Here is a 3,271-nt window from a genome sequence, read left to right as displayed (position 1 = left end):
GGGGCCGTATTTCGTCTACAAGTATGTGCGGGGCGCCGCGCGTGCGGGGTTTCGCGCGGCGCCGCTTCCCCCTATGATCGCGGCGTTTTCACCGTCCGCGACCAGGAGGCGCGCGCCCTGCCCGATTTCTTCTCATTGCCGTTTGGTTTGGAATCTCCGGCGCGTGGCCGCGCGGGGGTCGTTGGATTCAACGGATTCAAATTTTTCCTTACCCATTGTCGTCATGGCCCGCTTTATGCGGGCCATCCACGTCTTTGCGGCACTGACCGGCAGAAAAGAAAGACGTGGATGACCCGGACAAGCCGGGTCATGACGGCAATGGGCGATGCAGAACGCCGCAGCGGCGGGACCCGCGCATGAGGGCTGAGGCGACAGAGGCGGAACTTGCCGCCGCGGGCGGGCTGCTGACGGTCGATCTCGATGCGGTGGCGGCGAACTGGCGCGCGGTTCGGGCAGCGGCGCCGGGGGCGGAGGCCGCGGCCGTCGTCAAGGCCGATGCCTATGGGCTCGGCATGGCGGCGGTGGCGCGCCGGCTCGCCGGAGAAGGCTGCGGCAGCTTCTTCGTCGCCGATGCCAACGAAGGCGCAACGCTGCGTACCCTGCTGCCGGGCATCGCGATTTATGTGCTGAACGGGCTCTTTCCCGGCACGGGCGCGCTTTACCGCAAAGCGGGGCTCACGCCCTGCCTTGCCTCGATGGCCGAGCTCGCCGAATGGCGCGACGAAGCCCGGTGCGCCGGCGAGACCCTTCCCGCCGTGCTGCATTTCGATACCGGCATCAACCGGCTGGGCATGAGCGCGCAAGACGCTGCCGCCATCGCCGAAGACGGGGCGCTCAGCGACGGCGTCGATGTGCGGCTGATCATGAGCCATCTCGCCTGCGCCGACGATGCCGCGAGCCCGAAGAACGGCGAACAGCTTGGCCGCTTCCGCGCGCTGCTCGAGGCGCTCGGCCCGCGCTTTCCGGGCGCACGCGCGAGCCTCGCCAATTCGCCGGGGGTCTTTCTCGGGCCCGATTATCATTTCGACCTGGTCAGGCCGGGCGTCGGGCTTTATGGCGGCAATCCGCTTTCGGGCCGGGCCAATCCGTTCCGGCCGGCCGTCACGGTCGAGGCGCGGGTGATCGCGCTCAGGACGCTCACGGCGGGCGAGACGGTCGGCTATGGCGCGGCGTGGGCCGCAAAGGGGCCCGCCCGCATCGCGGTCCTCTCGGCCGGCTATGCCGACGGCTATTTCCGGGCGCTGGGGCGGGCATCGGCGCCCGAAAGCGGCGCGGGGTCCCAAGAAAAGGGCGGACAGGCGCATATTGCCGGGTACACTGTGCCCGTCGCGGGGCGAGTCTCGATGGACATGCTGGCGCTCGATGTCAGCGCCGTTCCCGAAGGGCTCATCCGGCGCGGCGACATGGCCGAACTGATCGGCCCCACTATAAGCGTGGACGATGTCGGCCTCAGGGCCGGGACCATCGGCTACGAGATTCTCACCAGCCTCGGGCGGCGATACATAAGGCGCTATGTATCCAAAGCCCACGGCACGCGCGACGAGCCCGGGGGGCAGGTTTGACTTTCTTCACGATTATCGGCCGGGTCGTGCTGGCGCTGCTCGGCGAGATCGGGCGGCTGTCGCTGTTCATCTGGCACTCGGTCACGCATATCGTGCGGCCGCCCTTCTTCTGGCGGCTGATCGCGCAGCAGACGATGCGGATCGGCTATTTCTCGCTGCCGGTGGTGGCGCTGACCGCCTTCTTCACCGGCGGCGCGCTGGCCCTGCAGATCTATTACGGCGGCAACGAGTTCAACTCGGAATCGATCGTCGCCTCGATCGTGGCGCTCGGCATCACGCGCGAGCTCGGCCCCGTGCTCGGCGGGCTGATGGTGGCGGGGCGCGTTTCGGCGGCGATCGCGGCCGAGCTCGGCACGATGCGCGTCACCGAACAGATCGACGCGCTGACGACGCTGTCGACCAATCCTTACAAATATCTCGTCGTGCCGCGGGTCGTCGCCGCCGTCGTGACGCTGCCGATCCTCGTTTTCGTCGCCGATATTATCGGCATCATGGGCGGCTTCATCGTCGGCACCTCGTCGCTCGAATTCAATGCCGGCGTCTATATCAAGAACACGGCCGACTTTCTGAAATTCGACGATGTGATGTCGGGCCTGATCAAGGCGGGCGTGTTCGGCTTCATCATCGCGATCATGGGCTGCTTTCACGGCTTCCATTCGAAAGGCGGCGCGCAGGGCGTCGGCCGGGCAACGACGAACGCGGTCGTCAGCGCCTCCATTCTCATCCTCGCGGCGAATTACGTGATGACGTCGCTTCTGTTCGCGAATTGAGGGCCGGCCGATGAGCGACGCCAAGATCGAACTCAGAAACGTCCACAAGCGCTTCGGCAAGAAGGTGGTGCTCGACGGCATCGATCTCACCGTGCCGAAAGGCGAATCCCTCGTCGTCATCGGCGGCTCGGGCACCGGCAAGTCGGTGATGATCAAATGTGTGCTCGGCATCATCCGGCCCGACCGCGGCGAGATTTTCGTCGACGGCAAGAACGTGCTGAAGATGGATACGGGCGAGCGCGAAAAGGTGCTGCGCAAGTTCGGGATGCTCTTCCAGGGCGCGGCGCTTTTCGACAGTCTCAGCGTCTGGGAGAATGTCGCCTTCGGCCTGATCCAGGGCCGGCAGATGAAGCGCAAGGCGGCAAAGGAAGTGGCGCTCGAAAAGCTCGCCAAGGTCGGCCTCGGGCCGGAAGTCGGCGAACTTTATCCGGCCGAGCTTTCAGGCGGCATGCAGAAGCGCGTGGGCCTTGCCCGCGCCATCGCCGCCGATCCCGAGATCATCTTTTTCGACGAACCGACGACCGGGCTCGACCCGATCACGGCCGATGTCATCAACGAGCTGATCGTCGACCGCGTCAAGGAGCTCGGCGCGACGACGCTGTCGATCACGCATGACATGTCGAGCGTCAGGAAGATCGCCGACCGGGTGGCGATGATCCACAAGGGCAAGATCATCTGGGACGGCCCGCGATCCGAGATCGACCAGAGCGGCAATGACTATGTCGACCAGTTCATTCACGGCCGCGCCGAAGGGCCGATCCAGATGGATGTGCTGAAGCCGTAGGTTTGGGTGTATTGCCCTTTCCCTCTGCCGTCATGACCCGCTTTATGCGGGTCATCCACGTCTTGATGGCACGTATTGAAGGCAAAGACGTGGATGGCCCGGACAAGCCGGGCCATGACGGTTTTGTCTAGAGGTAAGATAACGACACATGGCCA

At 65.2% G+C, this 3,271-nt stretch carries 4 protein-coding genes; all 4 read left to right on the top strand.

The window, feature by feature from the left end; translation table 11 throughout:
- A partial coding sequence (locus tag WEB61_RS01985) for a hypothetical protein (protein WP_368062655.1) occupies nucleotides 1–360 on the top strand: 360 nt, incomplete at its 5' end.
- A complete protein-coding gene (gene alr, locus WEB61_RS01980) occupies nucleotides 357–1,562 on the top strand; it encodes an alanine racemase (RefSeq protein WP_368062654.1) in 1,206 nt (401 codons plus the stop codon). The genes WEB61_RS01985 and alr, both read left to right, overlap by 4 nt.
- The gene (locus tag WEB61_RS01975; RefSeq protein ID WP_368062653.1) at nucleotides 1,559–2,332 is read left to right on the top strand and encodes an MlaE family ABC transporter permease; all 774 of its coding nucleotides are present in this window, start codon (nucleotides 1,559–1,561) and stop codon (nucleotides 2,330–2,332) included. The genes alr and WEB61_RS01975 overlap by 4 nt, the downstream gene beginning before the upstream one ends.
- Nucleotides 2,333–2,342: 10 nt before the next feature.
- Entirely contained in the window at nucleotides 2,343–3,116 is a 774-nt protein-coding gene (locus WEB61_RS01970) for an ABC transporter ATP-binding protein (protein WP_368062652.1), read from the top strand.
- The last annotated feature ends 155 nt before the right edge of the window (nucleotides 3,117–3,271 follow it).

This window comes from Parvibaculum sp. (assembly GCF_040882025.1).
Taxonomy (GTDB): domain Bacteria; phylum Pseudomonadota; class Alphaproteobacteria; order Parvibaculales; family Parvibaculaceae; genus Parvibaculum.
Note: the sequence above shows the minus strand (reverse complement) of the source record. Positions and strands in the feature narration are given on the sequence as shown.